This is a genomic window from Paenibacillus auburnensis (genome assembly GCF_927798115.1).
Lineage (GTDB): Bacteria > Bacillota > Bacilli > Paenibacillales > Paenibacillaceae > Paenibacillus_AQ > Paenibacillus_AQ auburnensis.
Map to the genome: position 1 here is coordinate 1,037,318 of NZ_CAKMMG010000001.1, position 17,231 is coordinate 1,054,548.

At 48.6% G+C, this 17,231-nt stretch carries 16 protein-coding genes; 8 read left to right on the top strand and 8 right to left on the bottom strand.

What is annotated here, in order from left to right:
- Nucleotides 1-62: 62 nt before the first annotated feature.
- Nucleotides 63-989 (top strand): L-lactate dehydrogenase, encoded by a 927-nt coding sequence (locus tag L6H70_RS04740; RefSeq protein ID WP_236330266.1) that lies wholly within the window; start codon nucleotides 63-65, stop codon nucleotides 987-989.
- Between the two features lie 224 nt (nucleotides 990-1,213).
- On the opposite strand, the gene L6H70_RS04745 is transcribed toward L6H70_RS04740, so the two are convergent.
- From L6H70_RS04745 to L6H70_RS04755, 3 genes are all read right to left on the bottom strand, one after another.
- Nucleotides 1,214-2,185, bottom strand: coding sequence for a glycoside hydrolase family 113 (locus L6H70_RS04745; RefSeq protein ID WP_236330269.1), 972 nt, complete (start codon nucleotides 2,183-2,185; stop codon nucleotides 1,214-1,216).
- Between the two features lie 241 nt (nucleotides 2,186-2,426).
- Nucleotides 2,427-3,347, bottom strand: coding sequence for a tyrosine-type recombinase/integrase (locus L6H70_RS04750; protein WP_236330272.1), 921 nt, complete (start codon nucleotides 3,345-3,347; stop codon nucleotides 2,427-2,429).
- An 89-nt stretch (nucleotides 3,348-3,436) separates the two neighbouring features.
- The gene (locus L6H70_RS04755) at nucleotides 3,437-4,348 is read right to left on the bottom strand and encodes a LysR family transcriptional regulator (RefSeq protein WP_236330275.1); all 912 of its coding nucleotides are present in this window, start codon (nucleotides 4,346-4,348) and stop codon (nucleotides 3,437-3,439) included.
- Nucleotides 4,349-4,482: 134 nt separating this feature from the next.
- Here L6H70_RS04755 and L6H70_RS04760 point away from each other — a divergent pair, with 134 nt between their 5' ends.
- The 3 genes from L6H70_RS04760 to L6H70_RS04770 all read left to right on the top strand — a co-directional run bounded on the left by L6H70_RS04760 (nucleotide 4,483) and on the right by L6H70_RS04770 (nucleotide 8,584).
- Nucleotides 4,483-5,796 carry an APC family permease gene (locus L6H70_RS04760; protein WP_236330278.1) on the top strand — a complete coding sequence of 438 codons (1,314 nt, stop codon included), beginning with the start codon at nucleotides 4,483-4,485 and terminating at the stop codon, nucleotides 5,794-5,796.
- A 298-nt stretch (nucleotides 5,797-6,094) separates the two neighbouring features.
- Nucleotides 6,095-7,042: an alpha/beta hydrolase gene (locus L6H70_RS04765; RefSeq protein WP_236330281.1), complete on the top strand. Its 948-nt coding sequence runs from the start codon at nucleotides 6,095-6,097 to the stop codon at nucleotides 7,040-7,042.
- Between the two features lie 210 nt (nucleotides 7,043-7,252).
- Nucleotides 7,253-8,584 (top strand): PQQ-binding-like beta-propeller repeat protein, encoded by a 1,332-nt coding sequence (locus L6H70_RS04770; RefSeq protein WP_236330285.1) that lies wholly within the window; start codon nucleotides 7,253-7,255, stop codon nucleotides 8,582-8,584.
- A 36-nt stretch (nucleotides 8,585-8,620) separates the two neighbouring features.
- On the opposite strand, the gene L6H70_RS04775 is transcribed toward L6H70_RS04770, so the two are convergent.
- Nucleotides 8,621-9,847, bottom strand: a complete 1,227-nt coding sequence (locus L6H70_RS04775) for an aminotransferase class I/II-fold pyridoxal phosphate-dependent enzyme (RefSeq protein WP_236330288.1) — start codon at nucleotides 9,845-9,847, stop codon at nucleotides 8,621-8,623.
- Nucleotides 9,848-10,208: 361 nt separating this feature from the next.
- Between L6H70_RS04775 and L6H70_RS04780 the strand changes: the two genes are divergently transcribed.
- Both L6H70_RS04780 and L6H70_RS04785 read left to right on the top strand, forming a co-directional pair.
- Complete coding sequence (locus L6H70_RS04780; RefSeq protein WP_054940818.1) at nucleotides 10,209-10,412, top strand: helix-turn-helix transcriptional regulator; 204 nt, start codon at nucleotides 10,209-10,211, stop codon at nucleotides 10,410-10,412.
- Nucleotides 10,409-10,825, top strand: a complete 417-nt coding sequence (locus L6H70_RS04785) for a hypothetical protein (protein ID WP_236330291.1) — start codon at nucleotides 10,409-10,411, stop codon at nucleotides 10,823-10,825. Before L6H70_RS04780 ends, L6H70_RS04785 begins: the two co-directional genes overlap by 4 nt.
- A 71-nt stretch (nucleotides 10,826-10,896) precedes the next feature.
- On the opposite strand, the gene L6H70_RS04790 is transcribed toward L6H70_RS04785, so the two are convergent.
- Nucleotides 10,897-11,472 carry a histidine phosphatase family protein gene (locus L6H70_RS04790; RefSeq protein WP_236330294.1) on the bottom strand — a complete coding sequence of 192 codons (576 nt, stop codon included), beginning with the start codon at nucleotides 11,470-11,472 and terminating at the stop codon, nucleotides 10,897-10,899.
- Nucleotides 11,473-11,621: 149 nt separating this feature from the next.
- Between L6H70_RS04790 and L6H70_RS04795 the strand changes: the two genes are divergently transcribed.
- On the top strand, nucleotides 11,622-11,789 hold the full coding sequence (locus tag L6H70_RS04795) for a hypothetical protein (protein WP_236330297.1): 168 nt from the start codon (nucleotides 11,622-11,624) through the stop codon (nucleotides 11,787-11,789).
- 86 nt (nucleotides 11,790-11,875) lie between these two features.
- On the opposite strand, the gene L6H70_RS04800 is transcribed toward L6H70_RS04795, so the two are convergent.
- Entirely contained in the window at nucleotides 11,876-12,871 is a 996-nt protein-coding gene (locus tag L6H70_RS04800) for a cation diffusion facilitator family transporter (protein WP_236333130.1), read from the bottom strand.
- A gap of 162 nt (nucleotides 12,872-13,033) precedes the next feature.
- On the bottom strand, nucleotides 13,034-14,812 hold the full coding sequence (locus L6H70_RS04805; RefSeq protein ID WP_236330300.1) for an ABC transporter substrate-binding protein: 1,779 nt from the start codon (nucleotides 14,810-14,812) through the stop codon (nucleotides 13,034-13,036).
- 141 nt (nucleotides 14,813-14,953) lie between these two features.
- Here L6H70_RS04805 and L6H70_RS04810 point away from each other — a divergent pair, with 141 nt between their 5' ends.
- Nucleotides 14,954-16,204 (top strand): MDR family MFS transporter, encoded by a 1,251-nt coding sequence (locus L6H70_RS04810; protein WP_236330303.1) that lies wholly within the window; start codon nucleotides 14,954-14,956, stop codon nucleotides 16,202-16,204.
- Between the two features lie 132 nt (nucleotides 16,205-16,336).
- On the opposite strand, the gene L6H70_RS04815 is transcribed toward L6H70_RS04810, so the two are convergent.
- The gene (locus L6H70_RS04815) at nucleotides 16,337-17,224 is read right to left on the bottom strand and encodes a Vgb family protein (protein ID WP_236330305.1); all 888 of its coding nucleotides are present in this window, start codon (nucleotides 17,222-17,224) and stop codon (nucleotides 16,337-16,339) included.
- Nucleotides 17,225-17,231: the final 7 nt, after the last annotated feature.

Consider the following 17,231-nt stretch of genomic DNA (forward strand, 5'->3'; position numbering starts at 1 on the left):
ACTTAGCGATTATGATGTTTAAGATTGGACACAAAAAATTCAAACTCGGAGGAGATGTAACAATGGCCCCCCCATTCAAGCCCAATCGTGTCGTGGTTATCGGCACAGGTGCAGTAGGAACGACAACTGCTTATACCCTGCTTCTACGCAGACGCATGCAAGAATTGGTACTCATAGATGTTAATCATCAGAAAGCACTTGGTGAAGCACTGGACATGAACCACGGCATGCCCTTTGTCGGCGGTGTGAAGCTATGGGCAGGTACCTACGAAGATTGCAGGGAAGCGGATATTATCATCGTAACCGCGGGTGCATCCCAAAAGCCTGGTGAGACCCGAATCGATCTTCTGCGTAAAAACATCTCGATCTTTAAAGACATCATCCAAAAAATTACGAAATACAACCAGCACGCCATTCTGCTGATTGCAACGAACCCGGTCGATATCCTGGCTTACGCCACTCTTAAAATCAGTGGCTTCGACCGCAGACGCGTCATCGGTTCCGGTACAGTGCTCGATAGTGCACGTTTCCGTTATCTGATCGGGAAGCATAAAGAAATCGATCCGCGCAGCATTCACGGTCAAATTATCGGTGAACATGGAGATTCGGAGCTTCCGGTATGGAGCCTGTCCAATGTCGCCGGAATTGATCTTGGTTTCGACGAAGCTGAACGCCAGGAAATCTTCGAAGACACCAAAAATGCCGCTTACGAAATTATCGATGCCAAAGGCTCTACTTCTTATGCAATTGCGCTGGCACTTGACCGTATTGTCGTTTCTATCCTGGACAATGAAGGTGCTGTGCTTAACGTCTCTACCCTGCTCAACAACTATAACGGGGTTTCGGATGTATTCCTGGGTGCGCCATGTGTGGTTGACCGCTCCGGTGTACGCGAAGTCCTTGATTTACCGCTCAGTGAAGAAGAACAAGCATTGTTCCAGAAATCGGGAGAAAAACTCAAGGCAGAAATCTCTAAGCTTGAACTGTAATCCAATCGCTGCACACAAAAGAAACCGTCCTTCCAGTGTATGGCATACCACCACTGCTAAAGGACGGAGTTTACTCACCATGTCATCTTGATAATATAACATGAAACATTTTTGCCTGACAATGATATTAGTATCTTGGTTGCAATTAACATCCCGCTTGAATGAGTGGAAAAAAATGATCCGCAGGCTGGCGCATTTGCTCCAGCCTGCGGATCATTTTTGCATTATCTGATGACAGGACGTTTATAATACTCCCGCAATACTTGTTCTGCTTCTTTACCATAAATGTCAAAACCGACATTGGAAGAGGCTTCCTCGGCCTTATACAAGCGAGTGCTCCAGTCCCACCAGAAGAATCCTGCAAACCAGGGCTCGTCCCAGAACGTTTCAAGCGCCGAACGGTAAAAATTCGCCTGCTCCTGTTCCGAAGCAGGAAGCTCTTTATGCGTAAAGTCCCACGGCATAGTAGCACAGCCAACCGCGCTGCGGCAACCGATTTCGATAAAGACAAGCGGCTTCCCGAAGCGCTCAGATAACGCCTTCAGCCGCGGCTTCTGTTCCTCCCAGGCGAGGCGCATGTTCTCGTAGGAATCACCCGGAACGGAGGCTACCGGATAATAGGCGCTTGTGCCAATATAGTCTACAGCATCAAGCCAGTCGATGCCCTCCTCTTTGCCGTGATTCGCATTGTATACGATAGGACCGGTGTATAAGCTTTTAACCTCACCTATTAAATTGCGCCATTCTGTTTCCCTTGACTCTGTTGCCACCATTTCACAGCCGATACAGAACATCTCACATTCAAGCTCCTCTGCCAGCTCTGCGTAATGCTTGATGAAATTCGTATAGGATTTAAACCAGGCTTCCCAGTAACTGTCCCCTTCCTCAGGAAAACCGATCCGCGCTCTCCAGATGCCATCCCTTGAATTTACTACCGGCTTCAGGCATACCTTCAGCCCCAGCTCCTTCGCCAGCCGCACGGCATGCTCGATATCCCTGTCAGTCATCGTATATCCGTAATCAAAATAAATATTTGTTGAGTGCACAGTATCTTGCCATGTCCAGAAGGATAAGGCAATCCATTCACTTCCGGTTTCTGCCAGTTTGCGCAGTGAATCCTCAGCATAGGGCTGTCTGAACGCCCCTCGCGTTGATTCCCAGCCATAGGTCATTCCTTTAAAAAACAGTTCTTTCACAGTCCAGTCCTCCTATTAAATGATCGTAACTTGCTTCTCTCAACGCTGCTTATAATAAAAGTTTATATACCTATCTTTTGTTAGGATAATTCAAAAACATTGTAATAACAAGTTATTTATTTATGAATAATGCCTAAAGCTGTTGCAGCAGTAATCTGAAGACAAAAAAAGCCGGCGAACTGTTTAGTCCGTCAGCTTTTCGAAGTATGTTTACATAATGTAGATTATGTTACTCAAATACTTATGCTTCCATCATTGGCATGCTAATCTGCAGTCTGGCCATCGCTTCTTCCTTCTCGCGGCTCGTGATATGTGTATACACTGTTGTCGTTTGAATTGACGAGTGCCCCAGCAGCTCCTGAACCGTTCGCAGATCCGCCCCCTTGCGCAGCAGCATAGTAGCGAAGGAATGCCGCAGCTTATGACTTGAATAGGGCCGGCGGTGCGCCTCAGGTACACCATTCTGAAACCGTCCGAATGTATCAGCTGCGATCCCCTGGATACCACGGATGGAGAGCCTCCGGCCTTTTTGGGAAATAAACATCGATTCCTCTTTGCTGCGCCACGGGGTAAGCCGTTCTTTCATTGCCTGCTCCAGATAAGGAGCTACATCCTCCGGAACCGGAACATTGCGCCATTTCCGCCCTTTCCCGAATACACGGAGTAAGCGGCGTTCCGCGTTATAATCACTCAGATTAAGCGTATGAACCTCACCTACCCGCAGTCCCATATAGGACATGAGTAAAAAGACAGCCAGATTGCGGCTGCGGTATTTGCCGTCTATAGCAGATAAAAACCGCTGCAGGTCGCCTTCATCCAGATAGACTGGTTCACGGTTCTTTTCGGTTTTGGACTTCTTGATGCCTGCCGCCGGGTTGACGCTAAGCAGCTCAAGCTCAATCAGTGCTTTGAACAGGCAGTTAATCGAGGCATGTTTGCGGTTACGTGTAGCATCACTCACCCCACGTTCACGGACAGAAGTCAGATAGGAGACTACATGAAGTTTTTTGACGGATTCAAGCGGTTTGGAGTTTAGACCCTCCAGAAACTCGCGTACATCGGCCAGATAGGATTTCTGTGTATATGCTGTATAACCCGCATCCTTCATCCAGATCAGAAATGCCTCCAGCTCTTCCTCATAGTCTGATTCCGAATCATTCATCACTATCCCCCCATTTCCGAAATCCTATTGTACCATAGACACATTCCCTGTAAAATCAATTCTCTTTCCTAAATCACCACAACTGAATCTCAGCTGTTGGCCGCCTCTTCACGCCACTTGACAGCATGGGTCTGAACTATGTTTAAGAATTCATTAAGTGCAGGTGAAATCCATTTTTTGTGATGATAGACGATCTGCGTGGCTACACGCTGCGCCTCGTCATTCCAATTCAGCCGGGCCAGCTTGCCCTCTGCCAGCTCACTTCTCACCGTTATCAGCGGCAGGAAGGAGATACCCAGTCCCGACATCACACACTGCTTAATTGCTTCAATACTCCAAAATTCCAAGTTAGGATCTGGAAATACGCCATGACTGTTCAAATGACGCTCAAAAAGTGTCCGGTAGGTGCAGCCCGTCTCGGTATGGAGAATGGTTTCATTTTTAAGATCGGTCGGTTCAACCTCCGCTGCCTTCATAAGCGGGTGATCCAGCGGTGCTATCATTGTCATGGCCTCATGAATCAGCGTTTCACATTGTAAATCCTTATACTCCGTCTCCGGCTGAAGCAGAAAAGCAACGTCAAGCTCACCTGTACGGACAAAATCGGTCAGCTCCCAGCAAGCCCCGGGCTTCAGCGTAATCTGAACCTGCGGATGACAGCCGCGGAATTCCTTAATAATTCCCGGCAGCCGGAAGGCCGCCAGCGATTCTGGCGCACCAATGCGCAGTACACCGGACAGCTCCGTCTCTGAGCGCAGCGCATCGCGCGCCAATGAATGCATCCGCGAGATTTCCTGCGCATAGGGAAGTAAGCGGCGTCCGGCATCGGTGAGCATGATCTTTTTGCCGATCCGGTCAAATAAAGGCTGGCCGAGCTCAGCCTCCAGGGACTGGATCTGTGCTGTAATACTGGACTGGGCATAGTCCAGCTTCTGGGCGGCCCGCGTAAAACTGCCAGCTTCCACTACAACCAGGAATGTGAATAAATGCCGTGATTCCATAGAACGTTCATAACCCTCCCCTGATTCATGCTATTATCGGTATTTTGAATGGATAGTATTTAATAATTCCGTTTTTCCAATGGATTCATTATCTGATACTCTATACTTAAATACAAGGAAAGCGGGACTATTATATGAAAGAAAATCATTCACTGGAGCGTAATATCGGGATGCCGCAGGCGATTGCCCTTTACATCGGCGCTGTCCTTGGATCGGGGGTGCTGATTGTTCCCGGTCTGGCGGCGGAAATGTCCGGCCCGGCTTCCCTGCTGGCCTGGGGGTTCATGACCCTGCTCATTCTACCCCTGGCGTTGTCCATGGGACTGCTCTCCGCCAAATACCCAAACGCAGGCGGGGTATCGTATTTTGTCACTTTGGCCTTCGGGCCGAAAGCCGGGAGCCTGGTCGGCTGGTTCTTTCTAATGTCCGTTCCGATCGGCGGGCCGGTAGCTGCTCTGACTGGGGCTGGTTATATGACGGCAGCCCTCGGCTGGGGTGACGGGGCAAGAATTGCGATAGCTGCAGGCATGCTGGCCATCGGACTAGTCACGAACTGGATAGGCATGCAGGTAGCGGGCAAAGTACAAATCGCTGTCGTAATCGCCATTATTTCAGTATTAGTCTTCTCGTTCGCCGCAGCACTGCCGCGGATGGAAAGTGCACATTTCACACCATTTATGCCTCACGGCTGGACCAGTATCGGGCAGTCGGCGGCCATTCTGTTCTGGTGCTTTATCGGCTGGGAGGCAGTATCGCATCTGTCTGAAGAATTTAAGGACCCGCAGCGTGCCGCGGTTAAAGGCGTCACCATTGCCGCCATTATCGTCGGAGTCCTCTACTTCCTGTCGGCACTGGCCACTGTCGGCACCCAAAGCTACCTCCGGGGCGGAGCAGACTCCTCGCTGGTCTGGATCATCAGCCAGCCGCTGGGTTCGTGGGGCGGATTCATAGCCGGGTTAACGGGGCTGTTCATCTGTACAGCTACGATTATTGCTTATACCGGTGCAGCTTCCCGTGTGGCGTTCGCGTTGTCCCGCCAAGGATATGCCCCGAAATGGATGGGGCGTTTATCAGAACGATATCATACGCCTACCGGGGCGATAGGGTTTTTGCTTACCTGTTATGCAGTTGTATTATTCCTGTATGGTAGTGGTCTATTGTCCATTACCACCTTGATTCAGTTTCCTAATGCCACTTTCATTTTGACCTATATTGGCGGCTGTGCTGCAGGCATCCGGCTGCTCAAAGACCACCGCCCCGGTGTCATAATCAGTTGGATTTCTTTTGCGGCTACGGTGGCTGTGTTCCCTTTTACCGGCTGGGCGATTGGCTATCCGCTGGTCATCACTGCGGTATTCACAATTATTATTTTATTAAGAAATAAACATGCTTCTATTGCTGACCTGTCTGAGGTAAATACCCAGCAGGAGAAGTCCAAAGTAATCTAAACATACCTAAACATACACCAAACCGGTTATCCCATACAAACAGGCCGCGTCATCCTTATACCTCAAGGATAACGCGGCCTGTTCTCTTTTCCATTCTGCTTCTATTGAATTACCACAGCAAAAACAGCTGAGGTCTGATTAAGTGTGCTCTTCCCGTCACCGATCGTCCAGCTCGCAAAATAAGTGTAATAATATACCCCCAACGTAATCAAGACTCCGTTGTTTCAGAATGTACAAATAGGTTTATGGAGTGGAGAGAGTCTACCTATATTCAGTTAAAAGGAGAGATAAACTTACTATGTCAGATAAAAAGATCATTCTAGAGCCTGCCGCCCTTAAATTTGCCAATGACAATGCGGAACCCCCTTTTCTGCCTGACCTGGGTCCGGAAAAAGGCCGTGAGATTGTTAACAGCGTACAATCCGGCGAAATTTATAAGCCTGAAGCTGACATTCAAGATCTTACTGTCTCCGGCGGTCCCGGCGGTGAGGTGCGTGTGCGGATTCTCCGTCCGCAGAATACAACTGGCAAAGCTCTCCCTGTTATTCTATATATCCATGGCGCAGGCTGGGTATTCGGCAACAGCCATACCCACGATCGGCTCATCCGTGAACTGGCTGTCGGCGCCGAAGCTGCAGTAGTATTTCCGGAATATAGCCTATCTCCAGAGGCCAAATATCCAACAGCTATAGAAGAAATCTATGCAGTGCTGGAATGGATTGCCCGGGACGGCGCTGAGTACGGACTGGACAGCGGAAAATTGACGGTAGCCGGTGACAGTGTCGGTGGAAATATGACAGCGGCCATTACACTGATGGCAAAAGAACGCAGCGGGCCGAAAATCGTCAAGCAGCTGCTCTTCTATCCGGTTACGGATGCCTCATTTGATACCGAATCCTATCACTTGTTCGCCGAGGGATATTTCCTCCAGCGAACAGGCATGCAGTGGTTCTGGGATCAGTATACTACTAGTCCCGAGGACCGTGCACAAATCACTGCCTCCCCGCTCCGTGCCAGTCTCGAGCAGCTTAGCGGTCTGCCAGAAGCCCTGATCATTACCGGAGAAGCAGATGTACTCCGCGATGAGGGCGAAGCCTATGCTAATAAATTGCGTGAAGCTGGTGTGGCCGTAACGGCTGTGCGTTTCCAGGGTATCATCCATGATTTTGTTATGCTGAATGCCCTGGCTGATACTGAGGCTAAAAAAGGCGCTTTGCTGCTGGCAACCGCTTGGCTGAAGCAATAAATCCTGTCACTACAGATTTCGATAACAGCCTGGCCAGCCCGGAACTCTCCGGAACTGGCCAGGTTTTTTGGTATGCATATGAACTAAAATGATTTTTAGGTTACATAATATTAAGTATGTAAACTAAATAATGTTTTTTTCCATAATCAAGAAACTTTATTGTAATCAGGAAGTCTACTTCATATGAGAAGAAATAAGGAGTTGAGCTGCTTGTCAAAATTCAAACTTAGTTTTACTGCATTTCTGGCCTCCGGCCTGCTTGTTTACAGTATGGCTTCTATAACAGATGCCAGATCATCAATTATCAATCCGCTGAATACCCACTCTGCCCTTTTCGCAGCTGCAAAGGCCTCCCCATCCCCAAAACCTGCAGCCGTTCAAGTGCGCTGGCAGGCAAAAGCAGATGGTGGCGGATTCAGTGCCGGGAAACAGCCCGTCTCGAACGGCGTCATCTATTATTCAGCCAACAACATCCTGTACGCCCAAAATATCAGCACTGGCAAACTGCTCTGGTCTTATAGAAATGCTGTCAATCCGCAAATTGTAACGAATAATTCGGTCTTTGTCTTCGCTAACAGTGATCATCTGCTGAAAATCTCTGCCACTACCGGCAAGCTGATCTGGAAGGTTAAGGTAGCCCAGCTCCCGATGGAAGTCGGCGGGCAAGCGCGTCTGATTAACGGGAAAGTTATTTTTGCCAATGAGCGCGGAGGTATTATCGCCTACAATCCCGTTTCAGGCAAGAAGCTATGGGAAAATCCAAAGATCCCCATGTACGCAGGAAGCCTCTACGGTGAGTATAAAGGGGTTTTAGTTGTATCCAGCACTGTCAATAATATCCGCTCACAATTTTATGGTCTGGACCCGGCAACAGGTAAGCCGTTATGGAGAACGGAAGGAACATATGATCTCATCTCTGTAGATGGAGGGAATTTCGTGCTGCAGAAGCGGGCCAGGGAGCAAAACAAGACAGTAGCAGCCCCTGTGCCGGGTCATTTATTGACTCTGGTGCAAATGAACCCCGCAACCGGAAAAATAACAGGGGAGGAAAATTATCAGTCGCTGGATGATATCAAACGTATGGGCAGCTTCTACACTTTTATTGATAAAACTTATATCTATACGGCAAGTGGAGATCTTGATCAGTCGGAAATTTCGCTTACCCGCTTCACACGCGGCCAAAATGATTCCACTGCTTCCAAAAGCTATGACGGATACGGAACCTGGGTTGCCGGCCCTGTGGAGGGAATGGCATTTTTCCAGCAAGGCACCAAATTAACTGGAGTCAATCTCGCAGACGACCGTATTATAACGTTCAATACCCCCTCCAGCAAAATCGTCAAAGTGGAGAAGAAAGATCATTACGTATTTGCAAGCTATGAGGACGGAAGCTTCTCGGTCATGGATGCGGAGTCTGGAACATCGCTCGGCCAGTTTAACACCGGATTATCCTATACTTATTTCGGCAATGTAGCTATTGATAACGGAACAGCACTGATTCGATTTGAAAGTAAACTGTTCGCTGTCTCATTGCCGAAATAAAAGAAAAGGACTTCCCCCGGAAGTCCTTATTACTGTCTATCGAATTGTCCGCAAATATTCGCCAATTCTTCGGGCAGCCTCAAGAAGCCGCGCTTCATCCTCCACCAGGGCAATCCTTACAAACCCTTCCCCTTGTGCCCCAAAAGCATCGCCAGGAATGACCACCACACCGGTCTTCAGCACCAGCTCATGGGCAAACTGTCGCGACCGTCCCTCCTGTCCCGCAAAAGCATACCCGTCAGGCAGCGGTGCCCAGATGAACATCGTTGCCGCGGGGCTGGGAACGGCCCATCCTTCCTTGGTTAGCGCTTCAACAAACAGATCCCGCCTGCGCTCATACAGAGGGGCCACCTCAAGCCGACCATTCCCCTGCATCGCCATCTCTAGCGCCAGAACCGCTGCTTCCTGCACCGGATTGAACACACCGTAATCAACATTGCCCTTCAATTCACGGAGAGCCGCGACCGCCTCACGGTTACCGGTCATGAAACCGATGCGGCAGCCAGCCATATTAAAGCTTTTGGAGAAGGAATGAAACTCCACTGCCGTATGTATTGCTCCAGGCACCTGCAAAATGCTTATCGGACGGTAATCACCAAAGCCCATCTCGGAATAGGCAAGATCGTGGATCACTAGCACATCCCATTTGCGAGCAAGGGCAACCAGCTTCTCCATATAAGCCAGGTCTACTGTTACAGAAATCGGATTTCCGGGAAAGCTGAGCAGAATAAAGACCGCTTCCTGCCATACTGCCTCCGGTATGCTGTTCAAATCCGGCAGAAACGCATTTTCCTCAAGCAGCGGAAGCGGCCAGGCTCTAACTCCGGCTAATGCCAGCGCCCCTGTGTAAATCGGATAACCCGGGTCAGGTACAATCGCGAGGTCACCCGGATTACACAACGCTAAGGCGAGATGGGCCAAGCCATCCTGCGAACCCATTAATGACACCAGCTCTTCCTCCGGATCAACCTTTACCCCAAACCGCCAATTCATCCACTCCGCTGCCTGCTTACGGAATCTAGCACTTCCTTTGGAAGCCGGATAAGCATAACTATCCTCTCTAAGCACTGCCGCACTTAAAGCTTGGCGAATTTCAGGAGCGGGCGCCTGATCGGGGCTGCCGATGCCGAGATCAATAACATCCAGACCTGACCTCCGGGCCTCCTCCTTCCAGCCGGCCACCTCCGAAAAAATCGATGAGCCTAAATGTGAAAGCTTGTCCGATCTCCATTTTTGCCTGGAGGCTGCTTTGTCTGTTTTCAAAACTCTCCACCTGCCTGTTTTTGAATCATTATAGCATGGGCCGGGAATAGATGGGGGAAGCCAGTTAGCAAATGGTATAAAATAGTAATTTACGCTCTTTTTTTACCGGGAACTTGGCCGCGGACTGTAATAAAAATCGTTATAAAACAAAACAGCGTATAATTTAAGTTATACGCTGTTTTTTCAGGCCGAAATGAGCTGCTTTTTGACCAAAATGACGAACCATTTAAATATGCGGAACTATTAACAACTTCCTCAACAAATCCTCAACAAAATGGAAAGTAGGCTTTACATTTATTATTTTTAATGATATTTTAGTTATGGAAAGCATGCTTTCCATCTTTCGCAGTGAGGTGATCCTTTGAAAAACAGGCTAGAGGAAATACGCAAACAGCACGGTATTAAGCAGGAGGAGCTTGCAGCAGCACTTGAGGTATCCAGACAGACGATCGGCTCGCTCGAAAATGGAAGATACAACCCTTCCATCATTTTAGCTTTAAAAATCGCCCGTTATTTCAACCTGTCCGTTGAGGAGATTTTTATCTACGAGGAGGAACAGAAATGAGAAGATCATCGGCTTTCTACGCAGTACTGCTGTTCATCGGAATCTGCGCAATTGCGGCAAGCTTCTTTTTTAACAATGAGGAATTCAAGGCTCTCTCGGGTACATTGATCGGCATCGGGGCGGGCAGTGCGGGGGTTAGTATATCAAGCTTATTAATGAACCGTGCTGCACGCAAAAACCCTGAGCTTGAGAAGCAGACCAGCATCGATTATAACGATGAACGGAATACGGTTATCCGTAACCGAGCCAAAGCCAAGGCTGCAGACATCACGCAATGGCTGATCATGGCGATCGCCTATATTACGATTCTTATTTCAGCCCCTTTATGGGTAACACTTGCTGTAGTTGTTGTATTTTTGATTTACCATTTCATGAGTCATTATCTGATGGTCCAATACCAAAAAAGTATGTAAAACGCAGCAGCGCCAGCCCGCAAATCAAATACCTTACGGCTGGTGCTGCCTGTGCTTCAGTAGTTGAACCACTAATTCCACAATCTGATAACCTCAATCAGCCCAGTCCCGTTAAAATCCAGCCTGTATACATCCGGTTTGGACATGTTAAGCAGGAAGTCTAAATCGTACTTTTTGTCATAATGATTCATAATCAAAGTCATTACAGCCCCATGTGTGCCTAAAGCTATCTTCCGTCCGTTATAATTCTTTAATAACTCTTCTACAACGGTTACAGCCCGGCTCTGACATTCTGCATTCGATTCTCCCCCCGGCAAAGAAAAACTAGGATCAATAAATGACTTCTCCAATAGCGGAATTAACTCCTCATCAGGCAAACGTCTATCTTCATTTAGAAAGATTCTTTCTTTAAGGTCTTCGTATAAAAGCACCTCTCGGCCGCTGGCCCCAGCCAAATCCCCGATGGTTAAAACTGCCCTCAGATAAGGGCTTGAGACAAAAACCTCTATATCTTCTTGTTTCAATAAATCAGTTACTTGAAGGGCATCCCTCTTCCCTTTTTCCGTCAAACCTCTGGTTCTTTCGTTTTTGCTGCTCTCATTCATTGGTGATTCACCATGTCTTACCATATAAACCGATGTGAGCATAGCTTCCTCCTGAAGTATATTTTTCCGGATGATTAATGAAATACAACTTTCACACTATATTAGAAATAACTGGTATGTCAATGTGAAAAGTACTAGTCTTGCCAGGACAGGCATAGGATAGGGTATTACGAGTGAAGGTGGGAAACCTTATGTCCAAGAATAAACGCGGCAAAGCACTCTGGCGGACGCCGTCCCGCAGCAGAGGAACCTGTCCAATCTGTGGAAGCACACGGATTAAACTGCTCTATATTGGCAAAAGTGCCGACGGCGGTAAGCTGGATGTCTGCAAAAAGTGTGACGGTAAGCAGGTGGTTTAACCACCTAGCCCCGCTTAACGCAGGATGTGTATAGCACTCATAGTTAAGGGGAGCACCGTTTTGCACGGCACTCCCCTTTATTGAAGTTAAGTAAAATCCTGTAATTCATGCTGCGGTACCCAGTTTCGGACTCCGTTATCCTCCAAAATCCCTAAGGTCACATCCGAAATATGCGGGTCAGCCAGCAGCTTGTCCCTCACCTTAAACTTGATATCGTCAGCATCCGCCAGCGATAAGCCCTGCCGCAGCTCGATCAGGCCTTCTACATGATAATAACGCCCCTCCTGCAGAATCCGCATCTGAAAAATATCAGTAACCTGCGGATCGTCGAAGATGATCTTCGCTACCTTATCCTCGATTTCCGGTGGTGCGGCCACACCGATCAGTCCAACCATATTGTCATAACCTACACGGAAGGCTACCCCGATCATCATAAAAGCAATCAAAATGCTCGTGATTCCGTCAAGCAGATGAAAATCGCTCAGCGCGGTGACCAGTACGGCAATCATGGCCAGCAGCCCCCCTGTTGTTGCTACCAGATCTTCATAGTAGACAAGCCGGGTCGGAGGAGCCGCCCGTTTCACATTTTTGAGTGAGACAGTAAGCTTGCTGAACCCTTTAGCCTCAACCCGCGCTTCATGCAGCACTTCATTCATAGCCTTCACCCACACAAATCCGTCTGCTGCAATCGACAGCAGCAGGACCAGAACATTGATCCAATAGCCTCCGGAATCCTCAGCCGGGTGCTTCAGCAGATGGAACCCTTCCAGCATCGTTTCATACGCCATAACTGTAACGACAATTACCGCTACCATACAGAACAGGTTGATGACCCTTCCGAAACCGTCCGGAAAGCGGCGGGTGGGCCTTTTCTCAGCCAGGACACTGCCCGTAAATACAAACACCTGATTGACGGCATCGGCAATCGAATGCATCATGGTTGCGAACATTGAACCGCTGCCGGTCATAGCAAAAGCAACTGCTTTAACCATTGCGATGCAAGTATTGCCGATAGCTGCCGATCCTGAGGATCTGTTGCCTTTTTTGATCAAATTTCCAATCGATTCGCGTTTCTCATCCATAATTCTGGCAGCCTCCTTGCGCATCTGTCCATTTACCGGCACATCCGCACCGCAAATGATATCCGATTTGTTGTCCACTCATCCTATGTACTTATTTAACCTTATGTGGACAAATCCTATCACTTGTAAATAGAGGAGACTGTCATCAATTGCCGCAATCCTTTACTTAAATCCCGTTTTAATCCACAGCCTGGAAATATCGAGAAACCCGAAGGAGCCGGTATGCAGGCCGAACAAACTCTGATTAAGCTGCGCTCTCTTGTTCATATGGCATCCATAGAGTAGCCATGCATTGTCGCGGAGAACGTCTTCCATCTGCTCCAGTAGTCGGCATCTGCCATCTTCAGGCAGCTCTGCAAAGTGATCAAGCTCTTGCTCTAATCTGTCGCGCTGACTATCTTCCAGCAAAACATGAAGATGATTAGACTTGTTCACAAAATAATTGATCATCCCCCACTGCCAGTCATCCTCCAGCACTTCTTCCGCAAACACAAAATCAGCCTGGCACATGATTTCTTTCAGATTATAATCCTTGTAATCCAGCAGTCTAAATTGCAGGCCAATTCCGGCTCCGCGCCGCTGAAGCCATTCCGCTTCCTCCCGTTCATCTTTCTTGGGAAGATAGCCAAGGGTGATGACTTCACCGCTGTAGCCGCTTAAATCAAGCAGCTTTTTCACTTCTTCAAGTGAAGGTTCAACCCATGTGTTCTTTCGGCTTCTCCAGGGAAGGAAACTGTCAGCAGGGGTAATCCGGTTGCCTCCGAGTTCTCTTATCAACGCAAGCGGATGATATAGAAGTCTCATTGCCTGACGAAAATGAAGATTGTGCTGAAGTCCTTCTTTGCGGAAATTCGTGAGGATGTATCTGCATCCCAGAGCCGGATAGTCTATGCTGTTATTCGTGCATGGCTCTGAGGACAGGCGGAATTCCTCTACCTCCGGAAGCTGGTAGTGGCGTTCACTGGCCCTCTGATCCGGCAAATACCAGATCTCCACCCGGTCCAATAGCGGCCGGATGCCGAAATAATCATCAAATGCAGCAAGCACCAGAACATCATCACTCAGATTCATTACCCGGTATGGGCCGGTTCCGAGTGGTTTTTCCGCAGAGAACTCCACATCGCAGGGAAGAACCGACATATAGATTGAACTCAGCAGGTGCAGGAAAAAGCGATTTGGCCTAGACAGATCAAAGCGGATACGATGATCCCCTAGTAGCTCTACACCTGTAATGTGACGGAAGTGCCACAAGGCCGGACTATTCTGATCCTTCAAACGCTGCAATGTCTCCTTGACATCCCTAGCTGTCATGACCCGGCCGTGATGGAACCGCACACCTTTGCGCAGATAAAAAATATAACTGGTATAGGTCTCATTCACTTCCCACATGTGGGCCAGAGCCGGTACAAACCGGCCGCCGGATGCTTCATAAGTCACCAGTGTGCTGTACATTTGACCGATCAGAAAGGCTTCAAAAGCGGTATATACGCAGGAAGGGTCCAGCTTCTGCATATGCCGGTTGCGTGTGATCCGCAGGACATCAAGACCCTCCGTCGATTCAGTCTCACTGTGATAGCCCATTTGCTTATTTAGCATAGTCAGCAGACGTTCCTTTAAAGGGCCGTTTACCTCAGGCAGACCGATTAGGTCTATGCCCTGCTTAATCTTCCCCCTGCCAATAAGCTCCTGTAAGGCATCTTCCAGCACTTCGTCCACACTGCGTATAAAGGTCAGTTCGGAAATGTGTCCTCTGCCTCTTCCCGGCTGCCAGTGAATGAACGACTTCTCTTCAAGCTTGCGCAGGATAAACTTCACATTCCGCGGGGTGCAGCAAAGAATCTCTGCCAGCTGTTCAATACTTACCATCAGGGTCTCATGTATTCTAAAAGGTGTATTAACCTCCGCGGCCAACCGGAGAAAATGAGAGATATTGTTATCCAAGCTCATCGCTCCTTTAAAGGTGAAAGGGGTTGTGTAAAACTTACACTTTTATTTCCCCCTTTTATCTTTACAATTATACATAACAAAGCGTTGATTAACAGTCCCAAAAATCTGAAAGAAGACTAGGAGATCTACAAGCTTATGAAACAACATCTACAGCATATTCATCCTTTGGCATGGACAATTATTATCGGGACCATGTTCGGCCGGCTGGTAACATCGATGAGCATTCCTTTTTTATCCATTTATTTGACCCAGGTGCTCGGCGCTTCCCCTACCCAGACAGGCTTTACAGTAGCGGTTAGCTCGCTTGCAGGCGTGATGATCAGCTTCTATGGCGGGTATATCTCCGATGTGATCGGGCGCAAAATCGTCATGCTGGTCTCTGTATTCGGCTGGGCCTGTGTCTTCTTCGGCTTCTCTGCCGCACAGCATTTGTGGGTGTTCTTCCTCGTAAATACATTGAACGGGATTTGCCGCGCTGTGTTCGAACCTACCTCACGAGCGCTGCTCTCGGATATTACACCGCCTGAGCACAAGCTGCTCGTATTCAATCTAAGATACGCCGCTGTCAATCTTGGCGTAGTCTTCGGTCCGATCATTGGCCTTCAGCTCGGTTCAGCCAAATCGACCTTTCCCTTTCTGATTGCCGGAATCGTCTATATCGCTTATGGACTTGTACTGTTCGCGCAGTTCCGTGCGCACCATTCTACGCTGCCGCAGCGTTCAGAAGCTCAGGCACCTAAACTGCGCGCGGCACTGGCAACCGCTGGCCGGGACCGCGTATTCCTTCCTGTGCTTCTCGGTACCATCTTCTGTGTACTGGGTTATGGACATTTCAGCTCCACGCTAGCACAGTATCTGGCGATGAATACGCATTTTACGAATGGCGGAAAGGTGTTCTCGTATATGCTGTCACTAAATGCAGTGACCGTGCTGGTCGTCCAGTACCCGATTGTCCGCACGGCCAGCAAGTTTTCGCCCATTGTGCCCCTAATTCTCGGGAATATCTGTGTAGCGCTAAGCATGCTGCTGTTCGGAATCGCTGGCGGAGTCGCTCTTCTCATGGCTGGTGTCATCCTGTTCACAATCGGTGAAGTACTGCTCTTCACCATGATGGATATGCTAATCGACCGGATCGCCAAGCCTGAGTGGAAAGGCACTTATTTCGGAACCATCGGCTTCAACGGCCTGGGCAGCGTAATGGCACCTATCCTTGGAGGCATGCTGCTGGATCAGTTTGGCGCCACTAACGGTCCTGCAGTGTTTGTACCGCTGGCACTGACTACCGCCCTCGGGCTTCCGTTTCTGATCACTGCCCACAGAAGATTTAAGGCCAGAGAACTGGCTGAATCCGTAATCGTCAAGCCGTCCAGCGTTAAAATCGGCTAATGTTAAAAGAAAATAAAAGATTAGACTGACCCCGGAAATTGAAACAGCGACAATAAAGGACGAAAAATAAGGTCCTAGACTGTCGCTGTTTTTATTGAATTAAGGTTCTCCGTTAGTCGAAAGCCGCTGCGCTTAAAAGAATTTTAGCATCCCTATTTGGTTGCATTCTTCAGCAAACCATACTGCATTGTCCGACCCGAAAACAATGCCATGAGGTTCCGCATTCGGTGTCGGAATAGGGTATTCGGTAATTACGCCGCTCGTGGTTATACGGCCGATTTGATTTTGCCCCCATTCAGTGAACCACAATTCGCCTTCCATTCCTGGCGTAATTGCATGTGGTCGCGCTTCTTTGGTCGGAATTTCATACTCAGTTATTTGACCACCAGTCGTGATCTTTCCAACTTTATTTCCTTGGATCTCGACGAACCATACCGCCCCATCTGAACCACATGCTAATCCGACAGGACAAGCGTTTTCCGTCGGGATCATGAACTCATAAATTTCTCCATCTGGAGTAATTCGTCCGATCCGATTGGCTTGGTTCTCCGAAAACCACATTGCGCCATCAGCACCTCTTGTTATGAACGAGGGGAAGCAGTTTTCTTGAGGCAAGGAATACTCACTGATCTCGTGATCAATCGATATTTTACCAATTTTATTGCCCGATGTTTCCGTAAACCAAATGGATTGATCCGGTCCTACTGCGATGCCGAACGGCGATGCGGAGCGTGTCGAGACTTCAAACTCAGTCAGTCGACCGTCGGGAGTTAAATAGCCGATCTTGTTCGCTTTATATTGCGTAAACCATAAGCCCCCCTCCATATCGGCCACAATCGACATGACACCAGCCTCGGGCGTCGGAACCGGGTAAGAAGAATATTTTCCATGAACCGTCATACGTCCAATTCGATTTCCTCTCTGCTCTGTAAACCAACAGGCCCCGTCCGGTCCAAATGTGATCCCATATGGCCCTGAGTCTAGTTCGGGAACCTTGAACTCTAGAATTTTAGCTTTCATATGCTAT